Origin of the sequence: Streptomyces sp. NBC_01363 (assembly GCF_026340595.1) — a bacterium.
Classification (GTDB): Bacteria; Actinomycetota; Actinomycetes; order Streptomycetales; family Streptomycetaceae; genus Streptomyces.
Genome location: NZ_JAPEPF010000002.1, coordinates 1706407 through 1724066, shown reverse-complemented (window position 1 = coordinate 1724066; position 17660 = coordinate 1706407). Strand labels below are relative to the sequence as shown.

At 70.8% G+C, this 17660-nt stretch carries 16 protein-coding genes and 1 riboswitch; of the genes, 7 read left to right on the top strand and 9 right to left on the bottom strand.

Going from position 1 to position 17660, the window contains the following annotated elements; translation table 11 throughout:
• Positions 1–37: 37 nt before the first annotated feature.
• Both OG611_RS35600 and OG611_RS35595 read right to left on the bottom strand, forming a co-directional pair.
• Positions 38–1039: a DUF6745 domain-containing protein gene (locus OG611_RS35600; protein ID WP_266429817.1), complete on the bottom strand. Its 1002-nt coding sequence runs from the start codon at positions 1037–1039 to the stop codon at positions 38–40.
• A 118-nt stretch (positions 1040–1157) separates the two neighbouring features.
• On the bottom strand, positions 1158–1484 hold the full coding sequence (locus OG611_RS35595) for a hypothetical protein (protein WP_266429815.1): 327 nt from the start codon (positions 1482–1484) through the stop codon (positions 1158–1160).
• A 190-nt stretch (positions 1485–1674) separates the two neighbouring features.
• Between OG611_RS35595 and OG611_RS35590 the strand changes: the two genes are divergently transcribed.
• From OG611_RS35590 to OG611_RS35565, 6 genes are read left to right on the top strand one after another with little or no spacing between them, the layout of a single operon-like run.
• On the top strand, positions 1675–2631 hold the full coding sequence (locus OG611_RS35590; RefSeq protein WP_266429813.1) for an STM4015 family protein: 957 nt from the start codon (positions 1675–1677) through the stop codon (positions 2629–2631).
• Between the two features lie 6 nt (positions 2632–2637).
• Entirely contained in the window at positions 2638–3609 is a 972-nt protein-coding gene (locus tag OG611_RS35585; RefSeq protein ID WP_266429811.1) for an STM4015 family protein, read from the top strand.
• The gene (locus OG611_RS35580) at positions 3590–4744 is read left to right on the top strand and encodes an STM4014 family protein (protein WP_266429808.1); all 1155 of its coding nucleotides are present in this window, start codon (positions 3590–3592) and stop codon (positions 4742–4744) included. Before OG611_RS35585 ends, OG611_RS35580 begins: the two co-directional genes overlap by 20 nt.
• Before the next feature lie 37 nt (positions 4745–4781).
• Complete coding sequence (locus tag OG611_RS35575) at positions 4782–5597, top strand: STM4013/SEN3800 family hydrolase (protein WP_266431398.1); 816 nt, start codon at positions 4782–4784, stop codon at positions 5595–5597.
• The gene (locus OG611_RS35570) at positions 5594–6958 is read left to right on the top strand and encodes an STM4012 family radical SAM protein (RefSeq protein WP_266429805.1); all 1365 of its coding nucleotides are present in this window, start codon (positions 5594–5596) and stop codon (positions 6956–6958) included. Before OG611_RS35575 ends, OG611_RS35570 begins: the two co-directional genes overlap by 4 nt.
• An 8-nt stretch (positions 6959–6966) precedes the next feature.
• Positions 6967–7845, top strand: coding sequence for an STM4011 family radical SAM protein (locus tag OG611_RS35565; protein WP_266429802.1), 879 nt, complete (start codon positions 6967–6969; stop codon positions 7843–7845).
• A 49-nt stretch (positions 7846–7894) separates the two neighbouring features.
• On the opposite strand, the gene OG611_RS35560 is transcribed toward OG611_RS35565, so the two are convergent.
• The 3 genes from OG611_RS35560 to OG611_RS35550 form a co-directional block, all read right to left on the bottom strand.
• A complete protein-coding gene (locus OG611_RS35560; RefSeq protein WP_266429800.1) occupies positions 7895–8734 on the bottom strand; it encodes an SGNH/GDSL hydrolase family protein in 840 nt (279 codons plus the stop codon).
• Positions 8735–8923: 189 nt separating this feature from the next.
• Positions 8924–9862 (bottom strand): LysM peptidoglycan-binding domain-containing M23 family metallopeptidase, encoded by a 939-nt coding sequence (locus tag OG611_RS35555; RefSeq protein WP_266429798.1) that lies wholly within the window; start codon positions 9860–9862, stop codon positions 8924–8926.
• Positions 9863–9865: 3 nt separating this feature from the next.
• Positions 9866–10022, bottom strand: a riboswitch (cyclic di-AMP (ydaO/yuaA leader).
• A gap of 295 nt (positions 10023–10317) precedes the next feature.
• A complete protein-coding gene (locus tag OG611_RS35550) occupies positions 10318–12414 on the bottom strand; it encodes an alpha-galactosidase (RefSeq protein WP_266429796.1) in 2097 nt (698 codons plus the stop codon).
• 225 nt (positions 12415–12639) lie between these two features.
• On the opposite strand from OG611_RS35550, the gene OG611_RS35545 reads away from it, so the two are divergent.
• Positions 12640–13452, top strand: a complete 813-nt coding sequence (locus tag OG611_RS35545; protein WP_266429794.1) for a tyrosine-protein phosphatase — start codon at positions 12640–12642, stop codon at positions 13450–13452.
• Positions 13453–13475: 23 nt separating this feature from the next.
• Here OG611_RS35545 and OG611_RS35540 read toward each other — a convergent pair whose 3' ends face one another.
• Genes OG611_RS35540 through dxs form a run of 4 tightly spaced genes read right to left on the bottom strand, consistent with a single transcriptional unit; the run spans position 13476 to position 17641 of the window.
• Positions 13476–13643 carry a DUF6126 family protein gene (locus tag OG611_RS35540; RefSeq protein WP_266429792.1) on the bottom strand — a complete coding sequence of 56 codons (168 nt, stop codon included), beginning with the start codon at positions 13641–13643 and terminating at the stop codon, positions 13476–13478.
• Positions 13644–13676: 33 nt separating this feature from the next.
• Complete coding sequence (locus tag OG611_RS35535) at positions 13677–14285, bottom strand: helix-turn-helix domain-containing protein (RefSeq protein WP_266429789.1); 609 nt, start codon at positions 14283–14285, stop codon at positions 13677–13679.
• Between the two features lie 60 nt (positions 14286–14345).
• Positions 14346–15743 (bottom strand): aspartate aminotransferase family protein, encoded by a 1398-nt coding sequence (locus OG611_RS35530; RefSeq protein ID WP_266429786.1) that lies wholly within the window; start codon positions 15741–15743, stop codon positions 14346–14348.
• Entirely contained in the window at positions 15740–17641 is a 1902-nt protein-coding gene (dxs, locus tag OG611_RS35525) for a 1-deoxy-D-xylulose-5-phosphate synthase (RefSeq protein ID WP_266429783.1), read from the bottom strand. Before dxs ends, OG611_RS35530 begins: the two co-directional genes overlap by 4 nt.
• Positions 17642–17660: the final 19 nt, after the last annotated feature.

Here is a 17660-nt window from a genome sequence, read left to right as displayed (position 1 = left end):
GTGGGTCCGGGCGGTGGTGCGGGCCGGCCTACGACGGTCAGGTCTGGCGCACGGGTGCGTACGCGTCGCCCTGAAGTCCGAAGGTCCAGGCCACACCGTCCTTCGCGGTCCTGGTGCCGGGCGGCACCCGCAGCCAGTAGACACGGTGCGTGCCGTCCGGCTCCGGGGTGGAGTTGACCACCTCGACCATCACCACGTCCTCGTCGCCGTCCATCGCGATCCGCCAGAGCACGCCCGTCTCGTCACGGTGGACCGGCTCGGCCCCGGATTCGGTGAGGTATCGGTCGTAGCCGTAGAACTCCAGCATCACGCGGCGCAGTTCCGCGTTCTCCTCCTCGCGTATCCGCTTCGGAGTGAGGGAGTTCAGCTCCTCCAGGAACTCGGCGGGCACGGGCATGCCGCGCCAGGCGTGGAGGGCGAAACCGTCGCGGTAGGCGAGCGCCGGGCCGTCCCCGCGGTCGAGCCGGCCCGCCTCGTCCCGGTGCAGCGTCTCCGGCCGCTCGCTGATCACGACGACGCGCTCGTAGGGCCACCACCAGCCCGCGTGCCTGGCCACCTCAGCCAGACCGTCGAGCCGGTCGCCCCGGCCATCGAAGGCGACGAGCCAGGCCGCGTCGTGCTGGCCCAGGACCGCGTCGAGCAGCACCAGCCGGACGTCGGACTCGTCCTCGGGACGCTCCGAGAGATCGGCGACGACACCGGCCCTGATCCGATCGGCGAGTGCCGCGGTGGTCTCCCAGAGCTGTGCGCCCGTGGCGGACCACAGTGCGGACCAGCCCGCCGGGCCCAGTTCGTCGTACATCCGGCGCCGCTCCTGCGCCCAGGGCCTGGTCCGTACTTCGTCGCGCACCGAGCGTCCGGCGTCGACGAGCTTCTCGACGGCCTCCACCGCGGCCCTGGGCGAGTCGACCCAGACGATCCGCTCCGGCTCGGCGAGTCCTGCGCTGCGGTAGGCGAGCCGCAGCCCGTCCTCGGCCGCGGACCGGTCGGCCGCGCCGGTCGCCGCTGCCACGGCCCGCCATGAGTCCACGTACTGCATCGGTGTTTCCCCATCCCCTGTGTTCTGCGATCTGTGTTCTGCGATCCGTGTTCCGTGTTGTTCGTGGCGCGCTGTGCGTCGTGCGCCACGGGACCTCCGGGTCCGTCCCGGGCCGCTGTCAGTCCGCGACGATGCGGACCGCTCCCGGTGTGTACTCCCGCTGGCGCACCACGCGGTACCAGCCCTTCGACAGCGGTATCGCCGCGTGCTCCTCGTGCACCACTCGCCCGCCCTCGGGAAGATGGAGCAGCATCGGCCCGAACGCCCCCGCCTCGCGCATCAGCCGGCCCGGCCCCTGGACGGCGTGGGCATGGCCGGTGACCTCGCCCAGCGCGAGGACCATGCGGCCCCGGCCGTCCCTCGGCTCACCCGGCGCGTCCACGAGATGCGCGGGCACCGCCGACTCGTCCAACGACACGATCAGTACATCGCCCTGCCGGTACACAGACGTCTCCCCTCGATGGCCGCACCCGCTGTGCCGGCCACGGAGAAAACGCTACGGGGAGGGTCTGACAATCGACCGGCGGCCGACCGGGACCGGCGGACCGTCGCGGCGGTCCCGGTCGCGCCGTTGTCAGTGCGGCTTGATAAACCTTGGGCATCAGCCGTTCCCTCAGTACCAGGAGCTCACGGTCATGTCCGGTGTGGACCATCTGCACGAGTTGCTCGGCCTTCCCACTGTCGACTTCCAGCACGCGACGGGTGAGGCGCCCGTGCAGGCCGCCGATGCGGCAGCCTGGCGCATATCGGTCGATCCGTACGACGACGAGTCCGAGATGACCTGGGAGGAGGCCTTTCAGGCGTTCCTGAAGGCGGTCGACCCGGCCGGCGTGCGGGCCCTGATCGTCGGTCAGTGGGGCGAGTCGTACGAGGAGAAATCGTCCTACCCGATCGATCTGATCATCGCCGCCGCCGACCGGCTGACCTCGCTGGAGGCCGTCTTCGTCGGCGACATGACCATGGAGGAGAACGAGATCTCCTGGATCGAGCAGTCGGATGTCACGGCGCTGCTGAAGGCCTTCCCCGGTCTGCTGGAACTGGGTGTGCGCGGCGGCACGGACCTGGTCTTCTCTCCCACGAAGCACGAGCGGCTGCGTTCGCTGACCATCGAGACCGGCGGTCTGCCGGTCGGTGTGATCCGGGGCATCCTGGACAGCGAGCTGCCCGCGCTGGAGCGGCTCGACCTCTGGCTCGGTGTCTCCGCGTACGGGGGAGACGCCGATGTGGCCGACCTGGCCCCGCTGCTCTCCGGCACCCGCTTCCCCCGGCTCACCCATCTCGGTCTGCGCAACAGCGAGTTGCAGAACGAGATCGCGACGGCGGTCGCGAGTGCCCCGGTCGTCGCGCAGTTGCGTGTCCTCGACCTGTCGAACGGCACCATGGGCGACGAGGGCGCGGCGGCGCTGCTGGACGGTCAGCCGCTGACCCATCTCGAAAAGCTCGATCTGCACCACCACTTCATGACCGAGCCGATGGAACGCCGGATCAAGGAGGCGCTGGAGCCGCACGGCGTCCGGGTCGATGTGTCGGAGCGCGAGAAGCCCTGGGGCGACCGCGGCGTCGAAGGCCGCTACACCTCGGTCTCGGAGTGACGCGCGATGACTGACATCGAACACCCCGAGACCTTTCACGGTCTGCCCGTCCACACCCTTCCCGGACCCGACCGGACCCCCGGCAGCCCGCTCCCGGAGGCCGGTTCGGTCGCGTGGCGGCTGGAGAGCGCCTGGCAGGGCGATCTGACGTTCGGCCCGCTGTGGCAGCACTTCGTCGACACGGTCGACACGACGCGGGTGCGGGCCCTGGTGATCGGCCCCTGGTGGCAGGAGGAGTACGAGTCCTTCGCCCCGGTCGTCGATCTGCTGGTCGGTCGTGCGGACCGTTTCCCGGCCCTGCGGGCGCTCTTCCTCGCCGACGTCGTCAGCGAGGAGTGCGAGGTGTCGTGGCTGGAGATGTGCGACGTGACGCCGGTGGTCGAGGCGTTCGGGCAGTTGGAGGAGCTGACGGTTCGCGGCTGCGGCGAGCAGGCCTCCGACGGGTCTTCGCTCGGTCTGCGGCCGGTGCGGCACAAGTCTCTCAAGTCGCTGCGGTTCGAGTCCGGCGGGCTTCCGTCCGGGCTCGTGCGGGCGATCGGCGCCTCCGAACTGCCCGCGCTGGAGCGCCTCGACCTCTGGCTGGGCGTCACCGAGTACGGCGGTGACACCGGGGTCGAGGACCTCGCTCCGCTGCTGTCCGGTGCGACGTTCCCCGCCTTGCGCCATCTGGGGCTGCGGAACAGCGAGATCCAGGACGAGATCGCGGCCGCCGTGGCCTCCGCCCCGGTCGTCGCCCAGCTGGAGACGCTCTCCCTCTCGATGGGGACCCTGGGTGACGAAGGGGCCGAAGCGCTGCTCTCGGGCCAGCCGCTCACCCACCTGACCTCGCTGGACCTGCACCACCACTACATGAGCGACCCGTTGGTGGACCGCCTGAGGGACCTCCTCGGTCCGGACCGGGTGAACGTCGAGATCGACGAGGTCGAGTACTGGGATCCGGAAGAGGACATCGACCGCTATGTCGCCGTCGGCGAGTAGTACGCCCGGCCCGGCGCCGCGCTTCGCCGTCGTGGGTGTGCCCGGCAACCGCCGGGTCACGCTCTTCCAGGACGCCGTGCGCGGAGCCGGGCTGCCGGCGGCGCGTGTCGTGTCCTGGCTCGACGTCCTGCGCGGCGAAGCCGGATTCCTGCCCGGCGAGACCGTCCGGATGGACTCCCCCGGTGAGGACGCCGAGGTGGAGCGGCTGCTCCGCGCGGTCGGGGATCCGACCCGGGTCGAGGGGACCGCCCTCTGGTACGCCCGTTTCACCGCGGCCGTGCGGGAGGTGGCGCGCGCGGCGGCCGCTGCCGGTGCCGTGCTGCTCGACGATCCCGGCGATGTGGCGGTGTTGTTCGACAAGCGGCTCTGCCATGCCGTGCTGGACGGCGCCGGGGTGCCGGTCCCGGCCTCGCCGACCTCGGGAGCCGCGGCGCCCGTGGTGCGGGACTGGGCGGACGTACGGGCGCGGATGGCCGACCGCGGCCTGCCCAGGGTCTTCGTGAAGCTCGCGCACGGCTCGTCCGCCTCGGGGGTCCTGGCCGTGGAGACGGCCGGGCCCGGCCGGGTGAGGGCCACCACGTCGGTGGAGCGCGACGCGTCGGGCCGGCTCTTCAACTCCCTGCGGGTGCGCCGCGTCACGACGGAGCGGGAGATCGCGGCGATCGTCGACGCGCTCGCACCGGACGGGCTGCACATCGAGCGCTGGCTGCCCAAGGCCACCCGGCGCGGCCGGACGACGGATCTGCGGGTCGTGGTGGTGGCGGGCCGGGCCACCCACGCCGTCGTGCGCACCAGCCGCTCCCCCATGACCAACCTCCACCTCGGCGGCGAGCGCGGGGATCTCGACGAGGTCCGTGACGCCGTCGAGGCGGCGGGCGGCAGCTGGAGCGATGCCCTGGCCGTGTGCGAACGGGCCGCGGAGTGCTTCCCGGGCACCCTGTGTGTGGGCGTCGATCTGCTGCCCTCGACCGGCTGGCGGCGCTTCGCCGTCGGCGAGGTCAACGCCTTCGGCGATCTCCTGCCGCGGCTGACCGGTCTTCCGGGCAGCGGCGCCGAGGACCTGGACACGTATGCGGCGCAGGTCGCCGCCGTAATGAACAGAGCAAGGAACCACCGTGCAACCGCCACCGCCTGACACCGCGCGGACCCCCGAGGACGCCCGGAACCCGGACATGAGCGAGATCGTGGGCAGCCACGATCTGCTCCTCGTCACCCTCGACACGCTGCGCCACGACGTGGCGGTGGAGCTCGCCGCAGCGGGCCGCATTCCGCATCTGGCGCGCCATCTGCCGGGCGGTGTCTGGGAGAAGCGGCATGCGCCGGGAAGCTTCACCTACGCCTCCCACCAGGCGATCTTCGCAGGATTCCTGCCGACACCGGCGGGCCCGGGGCCGCACCCCCGGCTGTTCGCGGCACGTTTCGCCGGCAGCGAGTCCACCGCCTCCGGCACCTTTGTCTTCGACACACCGGATCTGCTCTCCGGCCTCGTCGGCGTGGGCTACCGCACGGTGTGCATCGGCGGTGTCGGCTTCTTCAACAAGCAGGCGCCGCTCGGTTCCGTACTGCCCGGCATGTTCCAGGAAAGCCACTGGGAGCCGGAGTTCGGCGTGGCGTCGCCCACCTCCTTCGAGGCACAGGTGGCCCGTGCCGAGGAGGTCGTCGCCGGACTCCCCGCGGAGCAGCGGCTGTTCCTCTTCGTCAATGTGTCCGCCCTGCACCAGCCCAACTGGTTCCACCTGCCGGGAGCCACCCGTGAGGCGGGCGACTCCCGCGCCACCCATGCCGCGGCCCTGGAGTACGTCGACGCCCATATCGGCAGGCTCTTCGCCGCCGCGAGCAGCCGCCGTCGCTGTTTCGCCATCGTCTGCTCGGACCACGGCACGGCGTACGGGGACGACGGCTACACCGGTCACCGGCTCGGTCACGAGTCCGTCTGGACCGTTCCGTACGTGCACTTCTTCCTGGAACCGGGGGCCACCGCACCATGAGCCGCACCACGACCGTCGCGCCGGCCACCCGGCCGTACCAGAGCTATGTCTACGCCTACCCGCACAAGACCGCCTACCGGCCGCTCGCCGACCGGCTGGGGCTGCGCGAGCTGTGGGCGGCCGAGCGCAAGGACGCGCTCTCGCTCTATCTCCACATACCGTTCTGCGAGGTCCGCTGCGGCTTCTGCAATCTCTTCACCCGGATCGGCGCTCCGGACGAGCTGACGACCCGGTATCTCGACGCGCTGGACCGGCAGGCCACCGCGGTCCGGGAGGCGCTGGGCGACGACGGTCCGGTGCGTTTCGCCGCGGCCGCGTTCGGCGGGGGTACGCCCACGTTCCTGACCGCGGCGGAGCTGGAGCGGCTCTGCGACATCGCGGAGAAGCGGATGGGCGCCGATCTGCGGTCCGTTCCGCTGTCGGTCGAGACCTCGCCGTCGACCGCGACCGCCGACCGGCTGGCCGTCCTCGCCGACCGCGGGGCGACCAGGATCAGCATCGGGGTGCAGAGCTTCGTCGAATCGGAGGCGCGTGCCGCCGTGCGCCCGCAGCGGCGGGCCGATGTGGAGGCGGCGCTGGACCGGATACGCGATGCCCGCATCCCGGTCCTCAACATCGACCTGATCTACGGCATCGACGGGCAGACCGAGGACAGCTGGCGCGCTTCGCTGGACGCGGCGCTCGGCTGGCAGCCGGAGGAGCTGTATCTCTATCCGTTGTACGTGCGCCCGCTGACCGGTCTGGGACGGCTCGACGCGGACGGCGGGGCGTCGGCGGACGCGGCCTGGGACGAGCAGCGGCTGCGGCTGTACCGCGCGGGCCGGGACCATCTCCTGGCCCACGGCTACGAGCAGGTCTCGATGCGGATGTTCCGCCGCGCCGACGCCCCGCGGACGGACGGCCCCGACGACTACGCCTGCCAGACCGACGGCATGATCGGCCTGGGGTGCGGCGCCCGCTCGTACACCACGGAGCTGCACTACTCCTTCGACTACGCGGTGGAGATGCGGGAGGTGCGGGCGATCATCGACGGCTACGCCGCCACCGAGGACTTCTCCCGCGCGGAGGTCGGACGGTACGTCGACGGCGACGAGGCCCGCCGGCGCCACCTCCTCCAGTCGGTCCTCCAGGCCGAGGGACTGCGGCTGGCCGACTACCGGGAGCGGTTCGGTACCTCGCCGGCCGACGACTTCCGCCTGGAGCTGGCCCGGTTCGAGGCACGCGGCTGGCTCGACGCGTCGGCCGGGGCGTCCGGACTGCTGCGGCTGTCCCCCGAGGGCCTGGCCCACTCCGACGCCCTGGGCCCGGAGCTCTTCTCCCCCGATGTACGGGCCGCGATGGCCGCGTACGAGCTGAAGTGAGCGCGCCCATGGACCTGACGATCCTCTACCGCGGCCCGCTCGCGTCGTGCGACTACGACTGTCCGTACTGCCCGTTCGCCAAGCGGCGCGACAGCCCGGAGCAGCTGCGTGCCGACCGTGCCGCGCTGGAGCGGTTCACGGCGTGGGCCGCTGCGCAGACCGGTGACCGGCTCTCGATCCTGTTCACGCCGTGGGGCGAGGGGCTGGTCCGCTCCTGGTACCGCCGCGCCCTGGTCGAGCTGGCGCGGCTGCCGCACATCCGCCGGGTCGCGATCCAGACCAACATCAGCAGCCGCACGGGATGGCTGGCCGAGGCCGGTGAGGCGGGCCGCGAGAAGATCGCCCTGTGGTGCACGTACCACCCGGGGCAGACACCGTACGAGCGGTTCCTCACCAAGTGCCGGGAGCTGACCGCGCTCGGCATCCGGCACAGTGTCGGTGTCGTCGGGCTCGACGACCACCTCGACGAGGCGCGGCGGCTGCGCGCGGCGCTGCCGGACGAGGTCTATCTCTGGGTGAACGCGGCGGAGGGCCACACCTACACGGACGAGGAGGCGGACCGCTGGACCGCCGTCGACCCGCTCTTCCCGTACAGCCGGCATCCGCACCGGTCGGCCGGGCTGCCCTGCCGGACCGGCGAGTCGGTCATCTCGGTGGACGGTGACGGCACCGTGCGGCGCTGCCATTTCGTACCGGCGGAGCTCGGCAATCTCTACGACGGGAGCTACCGGCGGGCCCTCGGTCCGCGCGCCTGTCCGCTGGCGGTCTGCGACTGTCACATCGGCTACGTGCACCTGGAGACGCTGCCGCTGTACGACGTCTTCGCGGGCGGTGTGCTGGAGCGGATACCGGCCGCTCCGCTGTCGTCGCCCGCCGGACCGGTCTGAGGTTCAGGCCGGTCCGGCGAGCGGCGGCAACACGGTCGCGGACATCTGTCTAGAGCGGCAGGAGGTCCGGCCGCTTCGCCTCGACGTGGTCGCCCGAGGACTCGCCGCGCAGCCGCCGGCCGATCCACGGAACCAGGTACTCCCGCGCCCAGTGGATGTCGTCGCGCCGTACTTCGAGGGTGCCGCGCTGTGCCTGCGGGGGCCATTCCTGGTCGGGGTCGGCCGGCACATCGATGCCGAGGACCTGGGCGGCGCGCAGCGCGACCCTGGTGTGTCCCTCGGCCGACAGGTGGAGCCGGTCGTCGTCCCAGGCACGCCTGTCCTGGACCGACCGCAGCGACCACAGGTCGAGGACCGGGCAGTCGTAGCGGTCGGCGATGGCCCGTACATGGGCGGTGTACGTGGCGATCTTGCCGCGCAGATGGCGCAGCACGGGAACGCCACGGGTGTCGAAGCCGGTGGTGACCATGACCGTGCCGACCGCTTCGGTCAGCTCCGCGACCGCGCGCTCGAAGCGCTCGGCCACGTCGTCGGGGTCGGTGCCCGGCCGGATGATGTCGTTGCCGCCCGCGCAGAAGCTCACCAGGTCGGGTGCGAGCTCCTTGGCGCGCGGTACCTGCTCCTCGACGATCTGGTCGAGGAGGCGTCCGCGTACGGCGAGATTGGCGTACCTGAAATTCCCGTGCGCGGAACCTTCGGTGCCCGCATCGGGGTCCGGGAGCTGGTCCGCGAGGAGTACCGCGAATCGGTCCGCCCAGCCGACGAAGGTCCCGTCCGGGCCGGGGTCGCCGACTCCCTCGGTGAAGCTGTCGCCAATCGCCGCGTACGACCCGATGACGCCCTGTCGGTTGATGACGCCACGTTGGTTTTTTCTCGAATCGTCTGCCACGAACGCTTATCCTGCACCGCTGAATGTGACCTACGCGACCGTAATATGGGGTTGACGGGTGGTGAGATAGACCACCCGGTCAGGTTTTGGTAAAGGGGGAATAAGCGGAAGGGGCGGTGCGCCGCCGCGCACCGCCCCTTCCGTGTTGCTCAGGTCATGCTTTGTTGCTCAGCTGCCCGGCCGTTCCGCTCAGACGTAGATGCCGTGCGAGGCCAGGAAGGCGATCGGGTCGATGTCCGAGCCGTACGCCGGGCCCGTGCGGACCTCGAAGTGCAGGTGCGGGCCGGTGGCGTTGCCGGTGGCGCCGGAGAGGCCGACCTGCTGACCGGCGCTCACGGCCCGGCCCACCGAAACGGAGAGGGAGGACAGGTGGCCGTACTGCGAGTAGTGGCCGTCGGTGTGCTTGATGACGACCTGGTTGCCGTACGCGCCACCCCAGCCGGCGGCGACGACGGTGCCGGAGGTGATGGCCTTCACGCTGGTGCCGGTGGAGACGGGGAAGTCGATCCCGGTGTGGCTGCCGCTGGACCAGTTGGAGCCGGAGGCGCGGTAGTTGGTGGTGTGGTTGCCGGGAACCGGGTGGACGTAGCCGGAGCCGCTGCTCTGGGCGGCCGGGGCGGAGGCCGGGGCCTTGGACTGCGGGACGGCGGTCACGGACTTCGCCGGGGCGGACTTCTCCGCGGCCTTCGAGAGAGCCGAGGGCACCTTCGACGGGAGGGCCGAGCCGGCGCCGGCGCCGGTGGGCGCGGCGTCGCCGGTCGCCTTGGCGCCGATGGTCAGCTTCATGCCCGGGAAGATCAGGCCAGGGTTCTCGCCGACGACCTTGCGGTTGTCCTGGTACAGCTTCTCCCAGCCGCCCTTGATCTTGTGCTCGGCGGCGATCTTCGACAGGTAGTCGCCGGAGACGACGGAGTACGTCGTGGTGGCGGCCTGCTTCTGCGCGACCGGCTCGGCGTGCGTGGCGGCGGCCGACTGCGGCGCGGCGGCCGGGGCGGCCTGCTCCGCGGCGTGGGCACCCGTGGCACCGAGCAGCGGCAGCGCGAGGACGGCGCCACCGGCGCCTGCCGCGGCGACGCCACGGGCTATGGGGCCGAACTTCGGACGGCGGTGCTTACCCGATATGGGCATGGCGTATTTCCTCTCCGGCGCCTGCGAGGTGAGCTGTCGGGTTCGGGCTGGAGATGCCCGGCCGCGCTGAGCGCGACTTCACCCCGAGCCGGCCGGATTTCTCCGGTCGGCGGCTTACCTGGTTCCCCCGCTCCTGCCACGCGATGAGTGGATGTGAATTCCGGGCGGCGGCAGGATTAGGCGGTCCGTCCGGATTGACGGTGACCGTAAGCGAGTCGGGACGACGAGAACAAGCCACAGGTTCCATGCAGGATTCCGCGCCGGGAAATCGGCGCGGAATTCCGGTCACACTCCGTGGATTAAGGATCTTGGCTTTCCGCGCCGCGCACGGAATGCCCAACTCGCCCGTCACCACACACCGTCACGGATATGATCCCGCTCACGAGGCGGCGATCATCTCCCGTATAAGCGGGTCATATTCACACAAAGCCCGCATTACGGACATGTCCTGTCTGTCACCCCCGCCGGAGCCTCAGCACCCGCGCGTCGAGATCGCCCCGAAGTCCGCTGTGCAGCCCCTGGTGCAGGAGTGCCGAACCGTGGTGCACGGCCCCCGTGTCCAGGCAGGTGTACGTCGCTTCGGGATCGAGCCCGCGCAGCCGCAGGGCGGGGGGCCGCTCCCCGTATCGCTGCGCCTCCAGCCACATCAGGACCACGGTCTCCGCCCCATGGACGTACTGGACCGCACCGAGTCCGCCCCGCGGCTCGCGCAGCCGGTACAGCGCGCCGTGCTGCACGACCGGCCGGATCTCCTTGTAGAGCTCCACCCAGGTCCGCGCCTCGGCCAACTCCTCCTCGCTCCATTCGGTGAGGTCCCCGCCGACCCCGAGCACACCGGCCATGGCACTCACGAAGCGGAAGCGCAGCGAGCTGACCCTGCCGTTGAGCTGGTGGTTCGGGCTGTCGGTGACCCAGGCGGCCATCACCCGGGCCGGGTGGATGTGCCCGAAGCCCTCCTGGATGGCGAGACGGTCGAGCGGGTCGGTGTTGTCGGAGGTCCACACCTGGTCCGTGCGGGACAGAATCCCCAGGTCGACCCGGCCGCCGCCGCCCGAGCAGGACTCGAACGCGACCGTGGGATGCGCGGCCCTGAGCCGGTCGATCAGCGCGTACAGGCCGTTCACGTGCTCGATCCAGAGCTTCTGCGGGTACTCCTCGCCCGGCCAGCCCGCATCGGTGAAGCAGCGGTTGAAATCCCATTTCACATAGTCGACGGGCGTGCCGGAGAGCAGCGTGTCCAGCTGCTCCCAGAGATATGCCTGCACATCGGGGCGGGCCAGATTGAGCACCAGCTGGTTGCGGTACTCCGTCCGCGCCCGGCCGGGGAAGTGCTGCACCCAGTCGGGGTGCGCGCGATAGAGGTCACTGTCGGCGTTGACCATTTCCGGTTCGACCCAGATACCGAACTGCATGCCGAGCCCGTGCACTTCGTCGGCGAGCGGCTTCAGCCCGCCGGGGAAGCGGTCCGGATTCGGCGTCCAGTCGCCGAGCCCGGCCCGGTCACTGGTCCGCTGTCCGAACCACGCGTCGTCCACCACGAACAGCTCGACGCCCATCGCTGCGGCGCGCTCGGCGAGAGCGCGCTGCTGGTCCATCGAGACGTCGAAGCCCGTCGCCTCCCAGGAGTTGTAGAGCACCGGCCGCAGGTTCTCCGCGTCCGGGATCACATGGGCCAGCTGCCAGGCATGCCAGGCGCGGCTGGCCCCGCCGAACCCCTGCCCGCTCCACAGACCGGCGAATACGGGCGTGGTGTACGACTCCCCCGGTGCGAGCCGCAGCAGCCCGGAGTCGTCGTAGCCGGCGCCGCCGGTGATCTGTACGAGCCCGTCGGGCAGCCGCTGCACGGAGATCCGCCACGACCCGGACCAGCCGAGCGCGCAGCCGTACACCTCACCGCTGTCCTCGGTCGCCGCGCCGTCGGTGTCCAGCGCGACCCACGGCAGGTACTGGTGGCCGGTGTGGCCGCGCCGGCTGGAGATGACGCTCTCGCCGTGGATCAGCTCCGCCCGTTCCAGCCGCGACTCCGCCGCCCAGCGTCCGTGCAGCCGACTCAGCCGCCAGCCGTCGCGGGCGGGCAGCGACCAGGCGGCCGCGTCGGCGCGCAGCAGTTCCAGCGGCGGTCCGTCCGGCCCGGCATGGGCGACGGTGGTCCAGCGCTCCACTACATCGGAGTCGTCCCGCATCCGGTAGTGCAGGGTGAGGGCGAGCCGGTGCACGGAGTCGGTGAAGCCGATCCGCAGTTCGTCCCCGTCCACCGCGGCAGTGGCGAAGGCCCACTCGGTGCCGCGCACCTGCGGGGTGCGTACCGAGAGTGCCGGGCGGACGAACCTGGGGCCGCCCTCCACCGGATATTCCTCACGGCCGTCGAGGTGGGACTCGAAGGCCCTGAAGGGCAGCTCCGGCGCCGCGGCCAGTGCCTCGGCCGCCGCGAGGGAGATCCTCGGCCCCCAGTGCAGATGGACCAGCTCGTCCTGCTCGGTCAGTCGCAGTGCGTAGCTGCTGCTCGCCCCGGTGAGCAGCCAGGTCCGGCCGGTGTTGCCCGTCTCGATCATCGCATCCCCACATTCCAACAGTTCCGCACATCATCGACCATCGGTGGGGCGTGGGCAACGGCCTGGCAAGGAATTCACCGGGCGGTTTCGCCGCGGGAGCAAAGGAGTTCGCCCAGGTATCGACAGGGAAAGGCCGAGATGATTGCCTGAGGAATCAATGTCGTATCGTCGCGGGAGTGGCCTTGCCGGCGACTCGCGTCGGCACCAGACACACCAGGAGTCGCTGTGACGGAGCAGTTGCCGCAGATACCGTCGACGGAACCCGAGCTGGCGGGCGTCCGCAACTTCCGCGATGTGGGCGGGCTGCCCACCGTGGACGGCCGGCGGGTGCGGCACGGACGGCTCTTCCGCAGTGGTCACCTCGCACATGCCACCGCCGAGGACGCCTCCTTCCTCGGCGGCCTCGGTCTGCACACGATCTTCGACTTCCGCAACGACGCCGACCGCAGGCTCGACGGCCTGGACGTGGAGCTGCCGGGCGTACGGAATGTGAGCATCCCGCTCTCCGACCCGGCCGACGGCTCGGAGTTCTGGCACATGGTCCGCGACGGCGATGTCGCCCAGCTGCGCTCGATCCTGGCCGACGGCAAGGGCGCGAACCGGATGATCGCCTCGTACCGCTCGATCATCCGGGACCGCACCGCCGAGCACAGCCGGGTCCTGCACGCCCTGGCCGAGGACGGCGTGCCCGCCCTGATGCACTGCGCGGCGGGCAAGGATCGGGCCGGTCTGTCGATCGCGGTGTCACTGCTCGCCGTCGGCGTCGAGCGCGATGCCATCGAGGCCGACTACCTGAAGTCCAACGACGCCCACCGCCGCTACAAGGTGCGCCGCAGCGACACCTCGGCGGACGGCATGTCGGCCGAGGTGATGGAACTGCTGAATCCGCTCTTCGGCGCCCATGCCGAGTACCTCACCGCGGCGTTCGCCACCATCGACGAGACCTGGGGCGGCACTGAGCGCTACTTCTCCGAGGGCCTGAAGCTCGCTCCCGAGGCCCGTGAGCGGCTGCGCGACCGGCTCCTCGACGAGGCGTAGCCGGGCCCGCCGGACAGCGGTGGTCAGCCCTTGCCGGCCACCGCGAAGAGCAGGTAGAGGAAGGCCGCGAAGATGTGTCCGGCGATGAGGTAGGCGAACAGCCGGATCACCACACCGCGCGGGAACTTCCGCTCCTGCGCCTCGTACTTCTTCCTGGACCCGAGCGGGTCGAAGTTCTCTGAATCGGACATGACAGTCCTCTCTGGCGACCGGACGGACCGGTCTCAGCGACGGTGGATTCCGCTGCCGAGGCACAGCTCGGCAGCGGGGCTCTGCAGCAGGGTGTGGACGAAGAGCAGCTCGGCACCGTCACGGTCGACGGCCGTGATCCGGTGCGGGGTGAGCGAGTCGAAGTGCGCGCTGTCACCGGGGGCGAGATCGTGCACGGTGTCCCCGAGCCAGACCCGGAGGTGCCCGGCGAGCACGTACAGCCATTCCTCGCCGGGGTGGACGCGCACGAGATCGCCCTGTGCGCCGTGCGGGACCCGGACGCGGAGCGCCTGCATGGCCCGGCCGGAACCGCCGGCCTGCCGGTACATCCAGCCGTCGGCCTCGGCCCCTTCGAACTTTCCGCCGCGGATGATCGCGTCACGTTCCGGGGGCGTCTCGCCGAGCAGTTCGGAGACTGTCGTACCGTAGATCCTGGCAAGACCGAGGAGCATCGGCAGCGAAGGCTGGCGGCGTCCCGTTTCGAGCCGGGAGAGATGGGCGGGTGAGAGCCCCGCCCGCTGAGCGGCGGTCTCCAGGGTGAGACCACGGCTCCGGCGCAGGTCGCGCAGGCGTGGTGCGACTCCGGGCAGCTCGTCGGCCGCCCCTCCGTCTGGAGGATTCATGTACCCATTGGGCCAGGATCCTGCCTGAGAGGCAAATTACTTGCCTCTCAGGCAAAATGGTCAGCGGTTGGCGACAGCCTGTTTCACCAGCGTCCTGCCGAAGTCCCACATCAGCCCGCCGCCGCTGTGCGCGTCGTCCATCACCGCCGTGAACGCCGTGACGAACCGGTCGACGTCCGACTCGTCGATCACCAGTGGCGGAATCAGCTTGATCACTTCCAGATGGTCGCCCGAGACCTGGGTGAGGACGCGGTGCTTCTGGAGCAGCGGCACCACCACCATCTGTGCGAAGAGTCCCTTGCGGGCCGCCTGCAGCATGGCCCAGCGGCTGCGCAGCTTGAGCGACGACGGCCGGCCGAACTCGATGCCGATCATCAGCCCACGCCCGCGCACCTCGTGCAGCAGCTCGTAACGGTCGACCAGTGCGGTCAGGCGCTCCCGCAGCAGCTCACCGGTGCGGCGCGCATGGGCGACGGTCTCCTCGTCCTCCATCACCGCGAGGACCGCGAGCCCGGCCGCCATCGCCTGGGCATTGGAGCCGAAGCTCGCGGAGTGGACCAGGACCCGGTCCATGGACGAGTAGACGCGCCGGAAGATCCAGTCCTTGCCCAGGGTCGCCCCGACCGGCACATAGCCGCCGGAGAGGGCCTTGGCGACACAGACCAGATCGGGCTCGACACCCTCCTCGTCCTGGTACGCGTAGAAGTCGCCGGTCCGGCCGAGGCCGGTCTGCACCTCGTCGGCGATGAGCAGGGCCTTGTGCCGGTGCAACAGCTCCTGCGCGTCCCGCAGGAAGCCGGGGGGCGCGGCGTGGACGCCCTTGCCCTGGATCGGCTCGACGACCAGCGCCGCCACGTCCCCGCGCTTCAGCTCGCGCCGCAGTGCGTCGAGATCACCGAGCCCGATGGCGGTGTCCGGCAGCAGGGGTGCGAAGCCGTCCCGGAAGCCGTCCTCCCCGTTGACCGAGAGGGAGCCGGTCGTGAGCCCGTGGAAGGCGTGGGTGCAGTAGAGGATCCTGGGCCTGCCGGTGGCGTATCGGGCGAACTTCAGGGCCGTCTCGACCGCTTCCGTGCCGCTGTTGCCGAAGAAGACCCGGTCCAGGTGCGGGCTGTGCGCGAGCAGCTTCTCGGCCAGCAGTCCGGGCAGCGGCTGGCAGTCGAAGCGGGTGAGGTCGGCGAGCGAGGCGTCCAGGACGTCGTGCAGGGCCTTGCGTACGACGGGGTGGTGCCGGCCGAGTCCCATCACGCCGAATCCGGCGAGCATGTCGAGGTAGTCGTTGCCGTCCGCGTCCCAGAAGTGTGCGCCCTCGGCCCGTTCGTAGACCTTGTCGAAGCCGATGGTGTGGAGCATCCGGGGCAGCTGGTGGTTGAGGTACTTGGTGTGCAGCTCGTAGCGCTCGGCGCCGCGCTCCGCGAGGAGCCGCGCCAGGTCGAAGCCCTTGGGCCCGTCGTCGTTCATTCCCCGCTCTCCCCGGTCCTTGTCGCCGCCTCCTTGGCGGCCAGTGCGGCGCTGATCCGTCCGGCGATCTCGACCGGGGTGAGCCCGATGTCGGCCAGCACCTCGGCACGCTTGCCGTGCGCGAGGAACTGCTCGGGGATGCCGAACGTCCGCAGCGGTACGTCGACCCCGGCGTCCCGCAGCGCCTGTCCGACCGCCGAGCCGACGCCCCCTGCCCGGCTGTTGTCCTCGACGACGGCGACCAGCCGGTGCCGTGCGGCGAGCGGGGGCAGTTCCTCGTCGACCGGCTTGACCCAGCGGGGGTCGACGACCGTGCAGCGGACCCCGGCCCCGGTCAGCAGATCGGCGGCCTTCAGGCAGACCGGGGCGAGCACGCCGACGGCCACGAGGAGTACATCGGGGTCCTGTGCCCGGTGCAGCACGTCCATGGCGCCGATCCTGCCGATCGCCGGGACCGGCTCCCCCACCGACTCCTTGGGGAACCGGATCACGGTGGGCGCGTCGTCGACGGCGACGGCCTCACGGAGCTGGGCCCGGAGTTCACCGGCGTCGCGCGGGGCCGCGAGCCGCAGCCCGGGGACGACCTGGAGCACAGACATGTCCCACATGCCGTTGTGCGAGGCCCCGTCGAGTCCGGTGACGCCGGCCCGGTCGAGGACGAAGGTCACCCCGCACCGGTGCAGCGCGACATCCATCAGCAGCTGGTCGAAGGCCCGGTTGAGGAAGGTGGCGTAGACGGCGACGACCGGGTGCAGACCGCCGGTGGCCAGTCCCGCCGCGGACACGGCGGCATGCTGCTCGGCGATGCCGACGTCCCAGACCCGGTCGGGGAACGCCTCGGCGAACTTCGTCAGTCCGACGGGGTGCAGCATCGCCGCCGTGATGGCCACGACGTCCGGCCGCTCAGCACCGATCGCGGCGATCTCGTCCCCGAACACCGAGGTCCAGGAAGGCCCGCCGGCCGGAAGGAGCGGTGCGCAGGTCAGCGGGTCCATCGCGCCGACGGTGTGGAAGCGGTCGGCATCGTCCCGGAGCGCGGGCGGGTAGCCGCGGCCCTTCTCGGTGAGGCAGTGCACCAGCACCGGGCCGTGGAAGCGTTTCGCCCGGTGCAGGGCGGATTCGACGGCCGCGATGTCGTGGCCGTCGATCGGCCCGACGTACTTGAGCCCGAGGTCCTCGAACAGGCCCTGCGGGGCGAAGGCGTCCTTGAACCCCTTCTTCGCGCCGTGCAGCGACTCGTACAGCGGCTGTCCGATGACGGGCGTCTGCCGGAGCACGTCCTTGCCCCAGGAGAGGAAGCGTTCGTATCCGTCGGTGGTACGGAGGGTGGCGAGGTGGTCGGCGAGGCCGCCGATCGTGGGGCCGTAGGAACGCTCGTTGTCGTTCACCACGATGATCAGCGGCCGGTCGCGCGCGGCCGCGATGTTGTTGAGCGCCTCCCAGGCCATCCCGCCGGTGAGGGCCCCGTCGCCGATGACGGCCACGACGTGGTCGCTCCGTCCCCGCACCTGATGGGCCTTGGCGATGCCGTCGGCCCAGCCGAGGACGGTCGAGGCGTGCGAGTTCTCGATGACGTCGTGCTCGGACTCCTCCCGGGACGGGTATCCGGACAGGCCCCCCTTGCGGCGCAGCTTGGAGAAGTCCTGCCGCCCGGTGAGCAGTTTGTGCACATAGCTCTGGTGCCCGGTGTCCCAGAGGATGCGGTCGACGGGCGAGTCGAAGGTCCGGTGCAGGGCGATGGAGAGCTCCACCACCCCGAGGTTGGGCCCCAGATGACCGCCGGTCCTGGCCACCGCCTGGATGAGGAACTGCCTGATGTCCCCGGCGAGTTCGTCGAGTTGTGCTTCGTTCAGCGCCTTGAGATCGTGCGGCCCCCGGATGCTTTCCAGAATCGTCACGCTCGGGCCCCCTCTCTGG

Bases quoted from the DNA above. Each gene is read 5' to 3' on its own strand.
- OG611_RS35600 (WP_266429817.1), bottom strand. From the start codon at position 1,039: ATGCAGTACGTGGACTCATGGCGGGCCGTGGCAGCGGCGACCGGCGCG.
- OG611_RS35590 (WP_266429813.1), top strand. From the start codon at position 1,675: ATGTCCGGTGTGGACCATCTGCACGAGTTGCTCGGCCTTCCCACTGTC.
- OG611_RS35585 (WP_266429811.1), top strand. From the start codon at position 2,638: ATGACTGACATCGAACACCCCGAGACCTTTCACGGTCTGCCCGTCCAC.
- OG611_RS35580 (WP_266429808.1), top strand. From the start codon at position 3,590: ATGTCGCCGTCGGCGAGTAGTACGCCCGGCCCGGCGCCGCGCTTCGCC.
- OG611_RS35575 (WP_266431398.1), top strand. From the start codon at position 4,782: ATGAGCGAGATCGTGGGCAGCCACGATCTGCTCCTCGTCACCCTCGAC.
- OG611_RS35570 (WP_266429805.1), top strand. From the start codon at position 5,594: ATGAGCCGCACCACGACCGTCGCGCCGGCCACCCGGCCGTACCAGAGC.
- OG611_RS35565 (WP_266429802.1), top strand. From the start codon at position 6,967: ATGGACCTGACGATCCTCTACCGCGGCCCGCTCGCGTCGTGCGACTAC.
- OG611_RS35555 (WP_266429798.1), bottom strand. From the start codon at position 9,862: ATGCCCATATCGGGTAAGCACCGCCGTCCGAAGTTCGGCCCCATAGCC.
- OG611_RS35550 (WP_266429796.1), bottom strand. From the start codon at position 12,414: ATGATCGAGACGGGCAACACCGGCCGGACCTGGCTGCTCACCGGGGCG.
- OG611_RS35540 (WP_266429792.1), bottom strand. From the start codon at position 13,643: ATGTCCGATTCAGAGAACTTCGACCCGCTCGGGTCCAGGAAGAAGTAC.
- OG611_RS35535 (WP_266429789.1), bottom strand. From the start codon at position 14,285: ATGAATCCTCCAGACGGAGGGGCGGCCGACGAGCTGCCCGGAGTCGCA.
- OG611_RS35530 (WP_266429786.1), bottom strand. From the start codon at position 15,743: ATGAACGACGACGGGCCCAAGGGCTTCGACCTGGCGCGGCTCCTCGCG.